Here is a 14984-nt window from a genome sequence, read left to right on the forward strand (position 1 = left end):
CCGCCACCAGTCATGAGCAGCCGAAGGAGTCCACAGACATGACGGACGTTTCGAGCCGGGGTCCTGCTCCGGGCGACGACCGCAAGGTACTCACCAACCGCCAGGGCCATCCGGTCTACGACAACCAGAACCAGCGCACGGTCGGCGACCGGGGGCCCGCCACGCTGGAGAACTACCAGTTCCTGGAGAAGATCAGCCACTTCGACCGGGAACGCATCCCCGAGCGCGTCGTCCACGCGCGCGGTGTCACCGCCTTCGGCTACTTCGAGGCGTACGGAAAGTGGGGGGACGAGCCGATCTCCCGCTACACCCGGGCCAAGCTCTTCCAGGAGCAGGGCAAGCGCACCGACCTGGCCATCCGCTTCTCCACCGTCATCGGTGGACGCGACTCCTCCGAGGCGGCCCGCGACCCGCGCGGCTTCGCGGTGAAGTTCTACACCGAGGACGGCAACTGGGACCTCGTCGGCAACAACCTGGGTGTCTTCTTCATCCGGGACGCGATCAAGTTCCCGGACGTCATCCACGCCCTCAAGCCCGACCCGGTCACCTTCGAGCAGCAGCCCCGGCGCATCTTCGACTTCATGTCGCAGACGCCCGAGTCCATGCACATGCTGGTCAACCTGTTCAGCCCGCGGGGCATCCCGGCGGACTACCGGCACATGCAGGGCTTCGGCGTGAACACCTACAAGTGGGTCGACGCCGCGGGCGACACCAAGCTCGTCAAGTACCACTGGATGCCCAAGCAGGGCGTGCGCTCCATGACCGAGGAGGACGCCGCCAACGTGCAGGCCGACTCCCTCGGCCACGCCACCAAGGACCTCTACGAGGCGGTGGAGCGCGGCGAGTACCCGGAGTGGGAGCTGCTCGTCCAGATGATGGACGACCACGACCACCCGGAGCTGGACTTCGACCCGCTGGACGACACGAAGACCTGGCCCGAGCAGGACTTCCCGCCGAAGCCGGTGGGCAAGATGGTGCTGAACCGGATGCCGGACAACTTCTTCGCCGAGAACGAGCAGATCTCCTTCGGCACCGGCGTCCTCGTCGACGGCCTGGACTTCTCCGACGACAAGATGCTCGTCGGCCGGACCTTCTCCTACAGCGACACCCAGCGCCACCGCGTCGGTCCGAACTATCTCCAGCTGCCGGTCAACCAGGCCAAGAACGCCGAGGTGCGCACCAACCAGCGCGACGGCCAGATGACGTACCACCAGGACGGCGCCGGCGAGAACCCGCACGTGAACTACGAGCCGTCGATCACCGGTGGCCTGCGGGAGGCCCAGTACCCGACGCACGACGACCAGGGCCCGGAGATCCGGGGCCGGCTCACCCGCAAGCGCATCCCCCGCACCAACGACTACCTCCAGGCGGGGCAGCGCTACTGCCTGATGGAGGAGTGGGAGCGCGACGACCTGGTCAAGAACTTCGTCAACCTGTTCTCCCAGTGCGACCGGGAGGTGCAGGAGCGCATGGTGTGGCACTGCCTCCTCGCCGAGAACGACCTCGGCCTCAGGGTCGGCGACGGCCTCGGCATCAGCCCGCAGGACGTCGCCCATCTGAAGCCCCTGGAGAGCCAGGACCTGATGGACGAGGACCGCAAGCGGCTGGCCAACCTCGGTGACAACCCGCCGCGCGACGTGGAGGGACTCACCATGACCCACTGCGTCCCCGACGAACGGCATGTGGTGAGCCGCTGAGCGGTTCTCCCGGCAAGCAGCACGGCGTGCACCAGCGGCGGAAGACGCTGGTGCACGCCGTGCTGCTTGCCGACGCCTTTCCGCCCGCCGTCACCGAGGACGTGACCTCTCGTGGGCCGTCGGCGAGTGACGATCACGCCGCTGGGGAGCCCCCTGCCCGAAGAAGCTCGGGGGAGCGCGTGCCGGCCCCCGCGCCGCCGGCACGATCCGCCGGCCCGGTCCGGTCCGGCGGGGGCGGCCGTCCCCGGTGCGCCCCCTCCACGCCCCGACATTCGCCACCGACCCGTCACGCGGGACGGTGAAAACGTCCTGCCGCCCGATCGAACGGGCCGGTACCGGGGGACGACTCGTGTCATGACCAGTGCATCGTTCTCCAGCACCCTCACCCTGCCCGCCTCCGTGTGCGACCAGGCCGCACAGCACTTGGAGCAGGCCGCCAAGCGGACCGTCGACGGGGCCGGGATCCCGTTGAAGGCGTTCCGCGCGGCGGCCGACAGCGACTACACCTTCCCCGTCGCCGTGGTGGAACAGGCCGCCGCCTGCCTGCTCGTCCTGGCCACCGAAACGGCCCAGACGGTACGGCCGTCGGCGCTGCGCGCCACCATCAGCGTCGCCCTGAGCCTGCGCGACGCCGCCCAGGCGGTGCGCAGGCCCGCGCTCACCACCCGGTTCTGGTGAGGCCCACCGGCCCGCGGAACCCGTCCGGCGCCGGCCGCGGCACGGGGCCGCCCGTCCGGTGCCGGACGGGCGACACGGAGCAGGGTGTCAGAGGCGCTGCCACAGGGCCGGTGTGCCGGCGGGTGCCCACGCGCTCTGGGCCTGGTGGGTCTGCAGGCACTGGTAGCGAACCCCGTCGCGGGTCACCGTGGCCCCGGCCGGGTAGACGCGGCCGGGGGCCCAGGCGTCCTCGGCGTCGTCCTGCGGGTCCGGTGCCGAGGTCTGCGCGAGCTCGGTCGTCAGGGTCAGGCCGAAGTCGGCGAGGATCGGGTTGACCGGCTGGTAGAACGTGGCCCCGCCGCCCGTGCAGTCACCGGAGCCGCCGGAGGTGACCCCCTGTGCCTGGGCGCCCGCGACGTAGGGTCCGCCGGAGTCGCCGGGCTCGGCGCAGACCGTCGTCCGGGTCACTCCGTCGACCGTGCCCTCGGCGTAGCTGACGCTGGTGTCGTGCTGCTGGATGGTCCCGCAGTGCCATCCGGTGGTCGAACCGGACCGGCACACCGACGCCCCGACGAGCGCCTCCACCGAGCCGGTGACCTGTACTTCCTGGCCGTCCTGCGCCCTGACGCCCGGCGTGGCCGTCCACGTGTCGTCGGTGCCGACCCACGCCATGTCCCTGCCGGGGAAGACGGAGTCCTGGAAGGCGCCCTGGGCGGTCCGGTCGAAACCGGTGGTCGTGTCACCCCGGTCGCCGCAGTGACCGGCGGTGACGAAGCCCTGCTGCGCGTCCTCGGTCACGGAGAAGCCGACCGAGCAGCGGGCGGTGTCATTGATGTAGTAGGCGTCACCGCCGGTGATGTCCTGCAGCAGCCGCGGCCGGACCGTGGACACGAGGATGGTCACATCCTGGTCGTCGACCCCGGCGGCCTTGACGAAGGCGGCACCGGCCGACACCGTCCGCGCCTGCACCACGAGCCGGTTCGCCGGCACGTCCACGTACCACAGCGGGGTGTCGGCGGTGTCGCGGGCGGCGGCCGCCGCGTCCAGCTTCTCCTTGGCGGCCCGTAGGCCGGCCAGCGAGCGGGTGACGACGACGGCCTTGGCGCCCTGGGCCTCGATGGCCGCCACGTCCTTGGAGTCGGTGGTCGCGACGTTGAGTTCCTCGGAGGTCGCCCCGCGCACCCAGGCGCCGGCGAACCGGTCGCCCAGGGCGTTGCGCAGGGTACCCGCGCGGGTGCCCGCATCCGCCTCGTTGGCCGGCCGCGCGGACGCCTGCGCCGGGGTCAGGCCCAGGTCGCGCCGGAGTGCTCCGAGCATCGCCGCCGACGGGTGGCCGGCGCCGAGGGTCCGGGCTGCGCCGGACGCGGTTCTTGCCGTCGGGTTCGGCTCCGCCGACACGGTGGAGGGGAGGGCTGCGAGGACGAGCGCGCCGAGCGCGGCCAGGGCCGCCCGCTGTGCGGGCCGGCCATGTCTGTGGGCCATGCGGTGATCTCCTTCGTCGTGGGGTGAAGCTGCCGCAGAGCCTCAGGTCTTGCCCGTGGCGCCGGTTGCGATGTCATCGGCGACCCGCTTTCGCGCTTTGGTGACGCGAACGGGCGCCAAGTGCAGTACTGCGTACGGCGACGCCGACGAGGGCCTGTTCCGCGCGCGTGCCGCTTGCGCGTGGCCGCCCCCGGCGTCCGCCGGGCGCGGCCACCCTCCTGCGGGGCCGCCGCCGCCCCCGCCCGCCCCACCCGGACCGGGCTACAGGGGACCGGATCGTGGGTCGCCGAGCCGCCGGGGCTGCCGGGGTGCCGCGGCGGCCCGCGCGGATCCTCCCCGGTGCGCTCAGACTGGAAGAGCAGGGCCGGACCGCGGATCACCCCCCGGGGCCCGGCCGCCGCAGGCGGGCGCGGGTTCGCCCGACGCCGAAGCCCGCCGGAACCGAGAAGGGTGAGGATCGGCATGAAGGGCTACGTCTTCCACGGCCCCGGGCAGTCCGCCTGGGAGGAGAGGCCCGACCCGGACATCAAGGAGCCCACCGACGCGATCGTGCGGGTCGACGCCGTGAGTGTCTGCGGCACGGACCTGCACATCCTCCAGGGCGACGTTCCGGAGGTGCCCCCCGGAACCGTCCTCGGGCACGAGGCGGTCGGCGAGATCGTCGAGACCGGCGGCGACGTCCGCACCGTGCGCCCCGGGGACCGCGTCCTGGTGTCCTGCGTCACCACGTGCGGGCGGTGCCGCTACTGCCGCGCCGGACGGTACGGCCAGTGCCGGGGCGGAGGCGGCTGGATCCTCGGTCACCTCATCGACGGCACCCAGGCCGAATACGTCCGGGTGCCGTACGCCGACCTCTCCGTGCACCCGCTGCCCGGCACGATCACCGACGAGGACGCCGTACTGCTGGCCGACGTCTTTCCCACCGCCTACGAAGTGGGTGTGCAGCTCGGCAACGTGTGCCCCGGGGACACCGTCGTCGTGGTCGGCGCCGGACCCGTCGGGCTCGCCGCGATCATCACCGCCCGGCTGTTCGCGCCCGAACGCGTCATCGCCGTCGATGTGTCCGCGGCCCGGCTCGAGTCCGCCAGGGCGCTGGGCGCGGACGCGGTGGCCGAGGCGGGCGAGGACCCCGGGCAACTGGTCGCGGACCTCACGGACGGGATCGGCGCGGACGTGGTCATCGAAGCGGTGGGCCGTCCCGAGACCTTCGAGTTGTGCACCCGCATGGTGGGGCCCGGCGGACACGTGGCCAACGTGGGTGTGCACGGCGGCCCCGCCACACTGCACCTCGAGGACCTGTGGAGCAAGAACGTCACCCTCACCACCGGGCTGGTCGACACCCGCTCCACCCCGACCCTGCTCCGGATGGCGGTGGCCGGCCGGCTGCCCGGTGGACAGCTGATCACCCACACCTTCCCGCTCGGCCGCATGCAGGAGGCGTACGACGTCTTCGGCAACGCCGCCGAGACCGGTGCGCTCAAGGTCGTCCTGGGCGGAGAGCGGCGTGAGGTCGTCCCGGCGTACGCGGCCTGACGGCCCGACGGCCCGGCCTCACGGTGCGGCCCGACGGCGGCCGCGGCCCCGGAGCTTTTCCGGCCCCGGACGGGACCGTTCGGCCCATGCGTCGGGCAGCCCGGCGGCGGACCCTGAAGAGGTGGCGCGCGAGGAGGTGACAACCCATGGGAAGGGCCCGTGGTGCGCGGCCCCGCAGGGTGTGGCTGTGGCGCTGGCGGAGCAGCCCGCTGCGCCGCCGCAGTGACGTGATCGAAGCCTGGCTGCTGCTCGCCACCCTGGTCCTCACGCTGTTCGCCGGGGCGGTCACCGGTCTGGCGGCGGCGGGGGCGGTGGACCGGTCCCTCGCGGAGCGCCGCGCAGAGTCCCGTACCGTCTCCGCCGTGCTGACCGAGGACGCGGCCGACGCGCTGCCCTCGCCGGTGACCGAGGACGGCAGCGGGGACGGCCGCGCATGGGTGAAGGTGCGGTGGACGGCGCCCGACGGCACCAGCCGCACGGGCCGGGCCGAGGCCGATCCCGGAGGCAAGGCGGGCAGCGTGGTCACCGTGTGGACGGATGACGCGGGACGCCTCGTCTCCGAGCCGCCCGCCGGAGCGGACGCACGCTTCCAGGCGGTCATGGCCGGCCTCACGGTCGCCGCCGCCACCGGGGGAATGGCCGTGATCGGCGGATGGCTCGTCCGGTCCCGGATACGGCAACGGCGCTCGGAGGAGTGGGAGGCCGAGTGGCGGCGGGTCGAACCGTCGTGGCGAAGGCGGATGCGGGGGTGACCGGCTGACGGACCGGCCACCGGCGCGCTGACGACCGGCCGGATCGTGCGGGCCGGCCGGGTGCTGCTTCCCCCGCCGCGCACTGCTTGCATGACCTGCGCAATTGCTAAATTTAGCAATTGCATACATGCTTGAATGCGTGTCCGTCGTCGTGGGCCACCGAGGCTCACGCGGCCCGCGGGCACCTGCGGCTCACCGGCGTCCTGCCCGCGGCCCGGCCCCCGCGGCCGGCGCCCCAGCCCGTCCGGGAGGCACCGTGACCCGCACGCAGCCGGCTCCCCCTCCGCGATACGGGCGGAGCCCATCGCGGGGCGACGACGCCGGCGTGCCGCCCCACCGTCACGTGCTCCCCCTCCCCACCGAGCCGTCCCGTCCCCCTCCCGCCCGCGAGACCGCCGAGCGGGTCCGGGTGGACACAGAAGCGGCGAACACCACCCCGCGGCCGGCCGCGCCACTCGTCGGGCGCCAGTCCACCGTCGTCGGACCGGTGGCACGGCGGTGGTCCGCGGCAACGGTGGCGGCCGTGGAAAGAGGACGGCCGGGGAAAGGGTGACGGCCGCGGAAAGAGCGTCCGGACCACCTTGTGATCCCTGAGGGCGCGACCACCGGACAGCAGGGATGTGCGAAGTTGCTAATGTCGGAAAGCGTCGAGGTCGGGTGCCGACGACGTACAGGTGAGGCGATGGACCGGGGCCCTGGACCGGGCCGGCGCCGGGAAGGGGACGGCACGATGACCACGCCGCTGCACCAGCTGAAGGCCGAGTTCTTCAAGACCCTGGGGCATCCCGCCCGTATCCGGGTCCTGGAACTCCTCAGCGAACGCGAGTACGCGGTCGCGGAGATGCTGCCCCAGGTGGGCATCGAACCGGCACATCTCTCCCAGCAGTTGGCGGTGCTGCGGCGGGCGAACCTCGTGGTCGGCCGCAAGGAGGGCTCGACCGTCCACTACTCGCTGACCAGCCCCCACGTGGCGGAACTGCTCCGCGTGGCACGCACCATCCTGTCCGGTGTCCTCGCCGGCCAGGCCGAACTGCTCGCCGACCTCAGGGACGAGACGAGCCCGCTGCCGTAGCGGGAGCCGCGTTCCGCGCGACCGTCCCGCGTCAGTCCGCGGGGGCCGTGTCCTCGCGCCGGCAGTGCAGGAAGAGCTGGGGTTCCGGCGTGGCGTCGGGATGGGCCGGGGTGAACATCACGCTTTTCTCGGACAGCACCGTCAGCCCCGCGTCCCGCACCAGGTCGACCACGTCCTGGGCGGCGAAGCTGGTGACCCGCACGTTCTGCCCCATGAAGACACCGTCGAAGCCCTCCACGTCCAGGGGCACGGTCGCCAGGGCGAACAAGCCCCCCGGCCGCAGTACCCGGGCCAGTCGGCGCAGCAGGCCGGACTGCTCCGCACGGGACATCTGGAGCAGCGCGAAGTACAGGCAGACGGCGTCGAACGAGCCGTCCCCGACCGGCATTTCACGGATGTCGCCGCAGCGGAACTCGGCGTCGGGCACCTGCCGGGACGCGATCTCCACCATCACCGGTGACACGTCGACCCCCAGCACCCGGTGACCCGCCGCGGCCAGCGTGGCGGCCGTGGGCCGGCCCGTCCCACTGCCCACGTCCAGTACCCGGGCGGCGGGCGGGAGCCGTTCCAGCAGCCAGCCCAGGGAGGCCCGGTGCGCCCCGGAGGCGGCGAACGCCTCCTCGTAGTCGCTGCCCAGCGCGTCGAACACCACTGCCGCCGGTGGCCTGCGATTCTCGTCGACCAAGACGCACCCCGTCTCCGTGTACCGATGCCGCGCATCGTGCCATTCCCGGCGGGCCCTCACAACCGTTCGCCGCTCCCCCCGGCGCGCCGGACCGGCTTGCGGGAGTGCCGGCCGACACGGCAGGGTCGGAGGGTGCCGACTCTGCTGATCGTTCATCACACGCCCTCGCCCAACTGCCAGACGATGTTCGAAGCGGTCCTCTCCGGTGCCACGGCTCCGGAGATCGAGGATGTCCGCGTGGTGCGGCGGGCGGCCCTGTCCGCCACCGCGGGCGACGTCCTGGAAGCCGACGGTTATCTCCTCGGCACCCCGGCGAACCTCGGCTACATGTCGGGGGCGCTCAAGCACTTCTTCGACCAGGTCTACTACCCGTGCCTGGACGCCACCCGGGGCCGGCCCTTCGGCTACTACGTGCACGGCGGCAGCGACGTCACCGGTGCGGTGCGGGGTATCGAGTCCGTCACGAAGGGCCTCGGCTGGCGGCGCGCCGCCGACGCCGTGACCGTCACGGGCGAACCCGACAAGGCCGCCGTCGAGCGGTGCTGGGAACTGGGCGCCACCCTCGCTGCCGGCCTGATGGACTGACGTCCGGTTCGCACCGGCCCGTCATCCCGGTACGGAGTGACAGAGGAGGGCAACAGGGTTGTGGGAGCGCTCCCACCTGATGCAGGATGCCGGGCATGACCCTGTCTCCCTCGATTCGCCCGTACCGCCGCGAGGACCGGCCGGCCCTCGACGACATCTGCATCCGCACCGCGCACAACGGGCAGGACAGCCGCCCCCTGTACCGCGATCCGAGCATCCTCCCGGCGATCTTCGCCGCCCCCTACGTGCATCTGGAGCCCGGACTGGCCTTCGTCCTGGACGACGGGCGGGGGCGTGCGGTCGGCTACATCCTCGGGGTCGCCGATACGGAGCGCTTCGCCCGGGACTTCCGGACCGCGTGGCTGCCCCTGGTTGCCGACCGCTACCCCGAGCCGTCCGGGCCGCCGGGCACGAGGGACGAGGAGATGGCCCGGCTCCTGCACCACCCCGAGCGGATGTCCGTCCCCGAGCTGGCCGCCTACCCGGCCCATCTGCACATCGACCTGCTGCCCGACTGGCAGGGGCTCGGTCACGGCCGGGAGCTGATGCGGACGCTCCTCGAGGCGCTGGGCGACCGCGGGGTGCCGGCGGTCCATCTCGTGATGGCGAAGGCCAACGAGCCCGCCCGGGCGTTCTACGACCGGATGGGCTTCCATGAGATCGAGGCGCACATCGACGATTCCGTCGTCTGCCTCGGCCGCTCCACCCGGGACCGCGAACGGCTGTGACGAGGGATCCCGGCCGGTTTCGGACGGCCGGGGCCGCCCCGCACGTCGAACGGCGTCGAACACGCCATGACCGGCGGGGAAGTGGCGCGAACGGGTGTTGCCCCTCCGTTTCATGAGGCGCAGCCTGTGTTTCTGGGAGCGCTCCCATGACTTCCTCGTACGCGCTCCGGCGTGCACCCCCGCAGGGGCGGGCCCCCACCTGTGCTCAGGCCTGCGCGCGCCGCGCACCGACGTCCGCACGTCCCCCCACCCGGAAGAAGGAGATCATGAATTGGCATGGTCATGACCTACGTGTTCATGTCGCATCGTGCCCCACGCTCGTCCTGAGCGTCCTCGTCGCCACGCTGCTGTGTCTGGTTCCCTGGAGCGGCACCGCGGTCGCGCACGGCTCGGTGGTCGACCCGGCGTCCCGCAACTACGGCTGCTGGCTGCGCTGGGGGAGTGACTTCCAGAATCCGGCCATGGCGGACGAGGACCCCATGTGCTGGCAGGCGTGGCAGGACAACCCCAACGCCATGTGGAACTGGAACGGCCTCTACCGCGACGGCTCCGCCGGTGATTTCGAGGCCGTGATCCCCGACGGCCGGTTGTGCAGCGGCGGACGGACCGAGGGCGGTCGCTACAACTCCATGGACACGGTGGGCGCCTGGCGGGCCACCGACGTGGACGGCGACTTCACCGTCCGGTTGTACGACCAGGCGAGCCATGGCGCGGACTACTTCCTCGTCTACGTCACCCGGCAGGGCTTCGACCCCACCACCCAGCCGCTGACCTGGGACGACCTCGAACTGGTGGCCACCACCGGCTCGTACGGCCCGAGCCAGGACTACTCGATCCCGGTGAGCACGTCCGGCTACAGCGGCCGCCATGTCGTCTACACGATCTGGCAGGCCTCGCACATGGACCAGACGTACTTCCTGTGCAGTGACGTGAACTTCGGCTGACCGGCCGTTCCCTGCACTGCCCGGCCCCCGAAGCCCCCTCCGCGCACGCCGAGTCGGGAGGAACCCGGGGGCTCGGGTGTGCCCGGGGGTTCCTGAGATTCTTCGAAGAAACCGTGAGGCACTTGAACACACCGCGGACCGCCTACGTATGAGGCGTGGGAATTTCATGCCCCCCCCGCGACAGAAGCGTAGGAGTACTGCCTTGGCACGCAACACACGCAGACGCCCCCGAGGGCCACAGCGCGCGACCTTCGCAGCGGTCGCGCTGATCCTGGGCGGAGGGGGGTTGATGGCGGCCAATGTCTATGCTTCCGCGACGGAGGACGACGCCGACGGGGCCGGCCGGGCGCGGGTTCTCGGTGGCGCCACCATCGACTGCCCCGACGTGGGGACCAACCTGACCACGGTCCCCGAGAAGGCGCGGCCGGCCGTCGACAAGGAACTCGCGGCGCTGGACGAGCAGATCGCCCAGGCCTACCAGCGCCTGGCGGAGTCCGCCCCGGCGATTCAGCAGGACCCCGGCGTCGCCGACGAGAAGGTCGTAAACCCACTCGAGGAGGAGCGCTCCGCGACTCTCGACCGCATCTCGGGCGCCATGGAGCAGGAGGGCGACCGCCCCGAGGGCCTCGGCGAACTCGCCGACTGCTCCGTGGTCGACTCCGGTAACGCGTCCGGCCGGCCCGGCGACGGCCAGGACGGGAACGGCCAGGAGGGCGGACAGGGAGAAGAGGGCGAACAGGGCGGCGACGAGGGCGCAGGCCAGGAGCAGGGCGGCGGAAACGGTGGCCAGGCGGGCAACGGGCCCGTCGCCGCGGACTTCGTGGACATCAAGAGCATCCAGCCCAACGTGGCCAAGCCCGCCGAGTCGGGCGACGCCTCGAAGGGCACCTTCGTCAGCAGCTGCGGCGTCAACGAGAACGGCCTGTTCAACTCGGACAACGTGATCGCCGCCCCGGGCGTCGCCAACGGCGCGCACCACTTCCACGACTACATCGGCAACCAGGCCACCAACGCCTTCTCCAGCGACGAGGAGCTGGCGGCGGCCGACACCACCTGTGAGGACCAGGGCGACAAGTCGTCGTACTACTGGCCCGTGCTGCGGCTGCAGAACGGCACCGAGGAGCAGGACGCCAATTCACCCGGCGGCGGCATCGAGGGCAACGCCGGTGAGATCGTGACGCCCAAGGAGGTCACCCTGACCTTCGTGGGCAACCCGCAGGGCGAGGTCACGGCCATGCCGAGGCTGCTGCGCATCATCACCGGTGACGCCAAGTCCTTCGTCAACGGCCCCGCCAACGCCAACGCGTCCTGGAGTTGCACCGGTTTCGAGGACCGGCAGCTGGCGGACAAGTACCCGCTGTGCCCGCAGGGCAGTGACGTGGTCCGTACCTTCGACTTCCAGAGCTGCTGGGACGGCCGCAACATCGACAGCGCCAACCACCGTACGCACATGGCGTTCGCGGACGCCCAGGGCAACTGCCCGTCCGGCTTCACGCCCGTGCCGCAGCTGGTCCAGCGCATCGTCTACGACGTCGACGCGCCCAGTCTCGACGACGGCGGCGCGACGACCCCGCTGTTCGCCGTGGACTCCTTCCCGGAGCAGCTGCACAAGCCGGGCACCGACCACGGCGACTTCATCAACGTCTTCGACGAGGACCTGATGCAGGAGATGGTCGACTGCATCAACAGCGGCCGCACCTGCGGTGTCGGTGCCGGCGGAGGCGAGCAGCCGGGTGAGGACCCGGGGGAGGAGCCCACCGAGGCGCCCGAAGTCCCCGACGAGGGCGGCAACGACAACGGCGGCAACGACAACGGCGGCAACGACAACGGCGGCAACGACAACGGCGGCAACGACAACGGCGGCAACGACAACGGCGGCAACGACAACGGCAACGGGGGCGACGACCAGCAGGAGAACCCCTCGGAGCCCCCGGCCGACGCCCCGGCCACCGAGGAGCCCGTGGGTGACGCCACCACCCCGCCCGGCGACGAGCAGCCCGAGGTCCGGGCCTCGGCCAAGGGCGACAACGTGGCCGGCGCCGGCCAGGTGACGCCGGGCGTGGGCACGGCGACCAACGACGGCGGACAGCAGGCCGCTGCCGCGGACTCCACCGAGCCGCAGGCGGTGAACGGCGGTCTGGCCGACACCGGAGCCCAGCTCTGGCCGGCGGCGGTGGGCGCCGTCCTGCTCGTCGCGGGAGTGGTGCTCCTGCGCCGCGTGCGACGCGCCTGAACCGAAACGTCCCGCCGGGTGAGGTGCGGGCGCGGTACGACGGCGGCAGGTCCCCCGGGACCTGCCGCCGTCGCATGCCCGGCACCCAAGACGTCCGTGCCACCCGGTCCTACGCGCTACCCGGGCGTCCGCGGCGGCGTGGGCGCGGCCTCGCCCTCCGTGTCGATGTGCGGCAGGACCCGGTCCAGCCACCGGGGTGTCCACCAGGCGTGCGGGCCGAGCAGTGTCATGACGGCCGGGACCAGCAGCAGCCGTACGACGGTGGCGTCGATGAGGACGCTGACGGCGAGCCCCAGACCGAGCATCTTGACCACGACGTTGTCGCTCACGACGAACGCCGCGAACACGCTCACCATGATCAGTGCGGCGCAGGTGATGACCCGCGCGGTGATCTCCAGGGCGTGGGCGACCGAGGCCTTGGCGTCGCCGGTGCGCAGCCAGGCCTCGTGGACGCGGGAGAGCAGGAAGATCTCGTAGTCCATGCTGAGGCCGAAGATGATCGCGAACATCATCATCGGCACATAGCTCTCGATCGGCACCGTCCCGGCCACGCCGAGCGCGGGCCCGCCCCACCCCCACTGGAAGACGGCGACGACGACGCCGTAGGACGCGGTGATGGACAGGACGTTGAGGACGGCGGCCTTGACGGCGACGAGCAGCCCGCGGAACACGGCCAGGATGATCAGGAAGGCCAGCGCGACCACCACGCCGATGATCAGTGGCAGCCGGTCGGTGACGATGTCACGGAAGTCGACCTGCGCCGCCGTCGTACCGGTGACGTACGTGTCGGCGGACGTGCCCCGTACGGCCTCCGGCAGGGTGTCGCGCACCAGGCGGTTGGTCAGGTCCGTGGTCGTGGCGCTCTGCGGGGAGGCGGCCGAGTACACCGTGCCGACCAGCACGTCGCCGTCCTGCGTGGCCGTCAGCGGCGTGACCGCCGCCGTGTCACCGGCACCGTCCAGGGTCTCCTGGGCCTGCGAGGCGAGGTCGGACCGGTCGGAGTCCGGTACCGAGGACTGGTCGATGACGACCGTGAGCGGACCGTTGGAGCCGGGCCCGAAGGCGTCGGTCATCAGGTCGTAGGCCCGGCGGTCGGTGAAGGAGGTGGGGTCGGCGCCGTCACCGATGTGGCCCAGCTGGATCGAGAACACCGGAACCGCGAGAACGGCGATCGTGGCGACGCCCGCGGCCAGGAACCACCAGGGGCGGCGTTCCACCCGCTGCGCGTACCGGTGCCAGACGCCCCGCGGTTCGGCACCCGGCCCGGCGCCGGTCTCGGCCACGGGGCGGCGTACCCGGTAGCGGTCGATCCGCCGGCCGGCCAGCCCCAGGAGCGCGGGCACCAGAGTCAGTGCGCCGACGACGGCGGAGACGACCGTGACGGCGGCGGCGAGCCCCAGCTTCGAGATGAAGGAGACGCCCGACGCGGACAGGCCGGCGAGCGCGATGATCACCGTGCAGCCGGAGACGACGACGGCCCGCCCGCTGGTGGCCGTGGCGTGACCGGCGGCCGACACCGGATCCCGGCCGTCCATGAGGTCCTGCCGGTACCGGGTGAGCAGGAAGAGCGCGTAGTCGATGCCGACGCCGAGGCCGATCATCGTGGCCAGCGTCGGCGAGACCGTCGCGAAGGTGAACGCCGCCGCCAGCAGGCCGAGCACGGCGAGACCGCCGACGACCGCGATCAGCGCCGTCAGCAGGGGAATGACCGCGGCGATCACGCTGCCGAACCCGATCAGCAGGACGACGACGGCCACGGCGAAGCCGATCAGTTCACTCACCCGGTCGTTGGGCGACGGCCTGGCCAGCTCGCCCAGTGGCCCGCCGTACTCGACCTGGACCCCGGCCGCCCGCAGCGGCTGCACGGCGTCGTCCACCCCGTCGAGGTAGCCGTCGCCGAGGGTGGAGGGCTGGACGTCGAAGCGGACCGTGATGTAGCCCGTCCTCCCGTCGGAGGACAGTGGGCCGACGTCCGGCTGCGAGGAACCGGAGCCCGTGGACGACGAGGACGCCCCGGCGGCGGACAGCGGGTTCTGCGCCGACAGCACATGCGGCAGCTTCTCCAGACCGGCCACCGCGGTGGACATCTGCGAGCCGAACGCGGTGAGCTGCTGCCGGTCGTCGTGCAGCACGATCTGGCTGCTGTACCCGCCGGCCTGCGGATCGTGCCGCTGGAGGACCTCGACGCCCTGCTGGGACTGGGAGTCCGGCAACGTGAAGTTGTCCGAGTACGTGCCACCGACGGAGCGGCTCGTCACCTGGAGTGCGACCAGGGCCACCAGCCAGGCCAGGACGACGATCACGAAGTGCCGGGCGCACCACTCGCCCAGCCGTCGCAGCACCCCCGGTCTCGGCCCGGCCGCCCCTTCGTCCCCGCTGCGCTTCGAAGGCATGGACGCGATCTCCTCTGCCCCGGTCGTCCACCGAGGCCGAGCCGGTCCCGGCCTCACCTCCATTACATGCGGGCCGGATCACCCCGGCATCCCGGAGCGGGGAACGGGCCCAGGGACGGGCGGGCAGGTCGGAGAAGGCGGGGAGCGCGGTGGGCGGCAGGCCGGAGGCCACCGTGTCGTCCGCCGGGCCCGCGCCCCCGGTGCCGCTCTCCCGGAGCCGCAG

General features: G+C 72.1%; 12 protein-coding genes. 9 read left to right on the plus strand and 3 right to left on the minus strand.

The features are described 5' to 3' along the window. Positions 1 to 38 precede the first annotated feature (38 nt). On the plus strand, positions 39 to 1697 hold the full coding sequence (locus tag ACIF80_RS21620; RefSeq protein ID WP_399806950.1) for a catalase: 1659 nt from the start codon (positions 39 to 41) through the stop codon (positions 1695 to 1697). A 354-nt stretch (positions 1698 to 2051) separates the two neighbouring features. Further along, positions 2052 to 2375: a hypothetical protein gene (locus ACIF80_RS21625; protein WP_074995366.1), complete on the plus strand. Its 324-nt coding sequence runs from the start codon at positions 2052 to 2054 to the stop codon at positions 2373 to 2375. A gap of 87 nt (positions 2376 to 2462) precedes the next feature. Here the strand turns inward: ACIF80_RS21625 and ACIF80_RS21630 are convergent, their stop codons facing one another. Then, positions 2463 to 3836, minus strand: coding sequence for an alpha-lytic protease prodomain-containing protein (locus tag ACIF80_RS21630; protein WP_399806952.1), 1374 nt, complete (start codon positions 3834 to 3836; stop codon positions 2463 to 2465). 462 nt (positions 3837 to 4298) lie between these two features. On the opposite strand from ACIF80_RS21630, the gene ACIF80_RS21635 reads away from it, so the two are divergent. The 3 genes from ACIF80_RS21635 (at position 4299) to ACIF80_RS21645 (ending at position 7193) form a co-directional block, all read left to right on the plus strand. Further along, positions 4299 to 5369 (plus strand): alcohol dehydrogenase catalytic domain-containing protein, encoded by a 1071-nt coding sequence (locus tag ACIF80_RS21635; protein WP_399806955.1) that lies wholly within the window; start codon positions 4299 to 4301, stop codon positions 5367 to 5369. A gap of 146 nt (positions 5370 to 5515) precedes the next feature. Then, positions 5516 to 6121: a hypothetical protein gene (locus ACIF80_RS21640; RefSeq protein ID WP_399806958.1), complete on the plus strand. Its 606-nt coding sequence runs from the start codon at positions 5516 to 5518 to the stop codon at positions 6119 to 6121. A 730-nt stretch (positions 6122 to 6851) separates the two neighbouring features. Beyond that, positions 6852 to 7193: an ArsR/SmtB family transcription factor gene (locus ACIF80_RS21645; protein WP_399806961.1), complete on the plus strand. Its 342-nt coding sequence runs from the start codon at positions 6852 to 6854 to the stop codon at positions 7191 to 7193. 31 nt (positions 7194 to 7224) lie between these two features. Here the strand turns inward: ACIF80_RS21645 and ACIF80_RS21650 are convergent, their stop codons facing one another. Beyond that, positions 7225 to 7878, minus strand: a complete 654-nt coding sequence (locus ACIF80_RS21650; RefSeq protein ID WP_399806964.1) for a class I SAM-dependent methyltransferase — start codon at positions 7876 to 7878, stop codon at positions 7225 to 7227. A gap of 132 nt (positions 7879 to 8010) precedes the next feature. On the opposite strand from ACIF80_RS21650, the gene ACIF80_RS21655 reads away from it, so the two are divergent. From ACIF80_RS21655 to ACIF80_RS21670, 4 genes are all read left to right on the plus strand, one after another. After that, complete coding sequence (locus tag ACIF80_RS21655) at positions 8011 to 8463, plus strand: flavodoxin family protein (protein ID WP_399806966.1); 453 nt, start codon at positions 8011 to 8013, stop codon at positions 8461 to 8463. Positions 8464 to 8558: 95 nt separating this feature from the next. Beyond that, complete coding sequence (locus tag ACIF80_RS21660) at positions 8559 to 9191, plus strand: GNAT family N-acetyltransferase (protein WP_399806967.1); 633 nt, start codon at positions 8559 to 8561, stop codon at positions 9189 to 9191. 266 nt (positions 9192 to 9457) lie between these two features. Continuing rightward, the gene (locus ACIF80_RS21665) at positions 9458 to 10135 is read left to right on the plus strand and encodes a lytic polysaccharide monooxygenase (RefSeq protein WP_399806970.1); all 678 of its coding nucleotides are present in this window, start codon (positions 9458 to 9460) and stop codon (positions 10133 to 10135) included. Positions 10136 to 10424: 289 nt separating this feature from the next. Further along, the gene (locus ACIF80_RS21670) at positions 10425 to 12368 is read left to right on the plus strand and encodes a DUF1996 domain-containing protein (RefSeq protein ID WP_399807532.1); all 1944 of its coding nucleotides are present in this window, start codon (positions 10425 to 10427) and stop codon (positions 12366 to 12368) included. Positions 12369 to 12484: 116 nt separating this feature from the next. On the opposite strand, the gene ACIF80_RS21675 is transcribed toward ACIF80_RS21670, so the two are convergent. After that, positions 12485 to 14761 (minus strand): MMPL family transporter, encoded by a 2277-nt coding sequence (locus tag ACIF80_RS21675; RefSeq protein ID WP_399806972.1) that lies wholly within the window; start codon positions 14759 to 14761, stop codon positions 12485 to 12487. Between the last annotated feature and the right edge of the window lie 223 nt (positions 14762 to 14984).

This window comes from Streptomyces sp. NPDC085927 (assembly GCF_044540975.1).
Classification (GTDB): Bacteria; Actinomycetota; Actinomycetes; order Streptomycetales; family Streptomycetaceae; genus Streptomyces; species Streptomyces hirsutus.

Coding starts and splice junctions, on each gene's coding strand:
- ACIF80_RS21620 (WP_399806950.1), top strand. CDS start 39: ATGACGGACGTTTCGAGCCGGGGTCCTGCTCCGGGCGACGACCGCAAG.
- ACIF80_RS21625 (WP_074995366.1), top strand. CDS start 2,052: ATGACCAGTGCATCGTTCTCCAGCACCCTCACCCTGCCCGCCTCCGTG.
- ACIF80_RS21630 (WP_399806952.1), bottom strand. CDS start 3,836: ATGGCCCACAGACATGGCCGGCCCGCACAGCGGGCGGCCCTGGCCGCG.
- ACIF80_RS21635 (WP_399806955.1), top strand. CDS start 4,299: ATGAAGGGCTACGTCTTCCACGGCCCCGGGCAGTCCGCCTGGGAGGAG.
- ACIF80_RS21640 (WP_399806958.1), top strand. CDS start 5,516: ATGGGAAGGGCCCGTGGTGCGCGGCCCCGCAGGGTGTGGCTGTGGCGC.
- ACIF80_RS21645 (WP_399806961.1), top strand. CDS start 6,852: ATGACCACGCCGCTGCACCAGCTGAAGGCCGAGTTCTTCAAGACCCTG.
- ACIF80_RS21660 (WP_399806967.1), top strand. CDS start 8,559: ATGACCCTGTCTCCCTCGATTCGCCCGTACCGCCGCGAGGACCGGCCG.
- ACIF80_RS21665 (WP_399806970.1), top strand. CDS start 9,458: ATGAATTGGCATGGTCATGACCTACGTGTTCATGTCGCATCGTGCCCC.
- ACIF80_RS21670 (WP_399807532.1), top strand. CDS start 10,425: ATGGCGGCCAATGTCTATGCTTCCGCGACGGAGGACGACGCCGACGGG.
- ACIF80_RS21675 (WP_399806972.1), bottom strand. CDS start 14,761: ATGCCTTCGAAGCGCAGCGGGGACGAAGGGGCGGCCGGGCCGAGACCG.